This is a genomic window from Streptomyces sp. RP5T (genome assembly GCF_003933965.1).
Taxonomy (GTDB): domain Bacteria; phylum Actinomycetota; class Actinomycetes; order Streptomycetales; family Streptomycetaceae; genus Streptomyces.
In genome coordinates, this window is sequence record NZ_RSAJ01001143.1 from 1 (window position 1) to 1,080 (window position 1,080).

A 1,080-nucleotide genomic window follows, 5' to 3' on the forward strand; every position below is an offset into this window, starting at 1 on the left:
CTCCAGCATCAAAGCGCCCCGCTCGTAGGCCTCCTGACAGGCTTCGGTCCGCCCCATCGCGAGGTGAGCGGCGGCGAGCACCAGGTAGTTCCGCGCGCTTTGCAGACGGTGCTGCGTGCCGAGGAGCTCCAGCGCCTCCTCCGCGTTGCGGACGGCCGACAGGGGATCGCCCAGCCGCAACTCCATCCGGGCCAGGGCCGACAGGCAGTAGGCGACGTCCACGCTGCTGCCCACCTCGCGCAAGGACGCGTAGCTCTGCTGGAGCATCTCGCGCACCGGCTCCGGCTCCGTGCTCCCGGACTCCAGCAGCAGCATGGCGTAGGCGTTGCGCAGCCGCGCGAGCGCACGCGTGTCCTCTCCCACGGCGTAACACGCCAGCGCCTTCTCGATCAGCACCAGGGCGTCGGCCGTCTTGCCGTTGCGGTGCAGGACGACACTGGCGTTCCAGTACGCCGCGCCCCGGGCGCGGGCGTCGGTGACCGAGTCGGCCTGCTCGATGGCCTTTCCGGCCAGGTACGAGGCACGGTGCAGGTCTCCGCGCTCCATGTGGACGCCGACGAGCGTCGACAGCAGTTCCACACCTACGACCGTGGGTGCCAGGCCGAGCTCGTCCAGTTCGGCGAGCGTGTCCTCGGCCACCTCGATGGCGTGGGAGAGATCGCCGAGTTCCCGGTAGCACCGGCACAGCGCGATCACCGTGGTCAGACGGGGCACCGAGTCCGGCTGGGCCACCGCGGTGGCATGGAGCTCCTCCAGGTGCACGACCGCCTCCTCCAGCTCGCCGAGGTTCTCCAGGGCACGGGCCAGACCGTAGGTCGCCTTGTACCACGACTCGGGCTGCGAGGACTTGCCCACTTTGGCGCGCACCGCCAGGTACGCCTCACGCGCCGCCTGGGCATCGCCGGCGTTCAACGCCGTCTCCGCGAAGCTCAGTTCCACCGCGAGCCCGGTGACGGACACCGCGGGCTCACCCCCCAGCTCCGCCACGTCACAGTGAAGTCGCGCGGCCAGCTGCGCGAGCACCTCGGGCGACGGCGACCGCTTGCCCGCCTCGACGAGGGAGATGTAACTGGGTGACAG

At 70.6% G+C, this 1,080-nt stretch carries 1 protein-coding gene; it reads right to left on the reverse strand.

From position 1 onward, the window contains the following. Positions 1-1,080 (reverse strand): helix-turn-helix domain-containing protein (locus tag EHS43_RS45030; protein ID WP_125196106.1); only part of this gene is annotated, 1,080 nt, incomplete at both ends.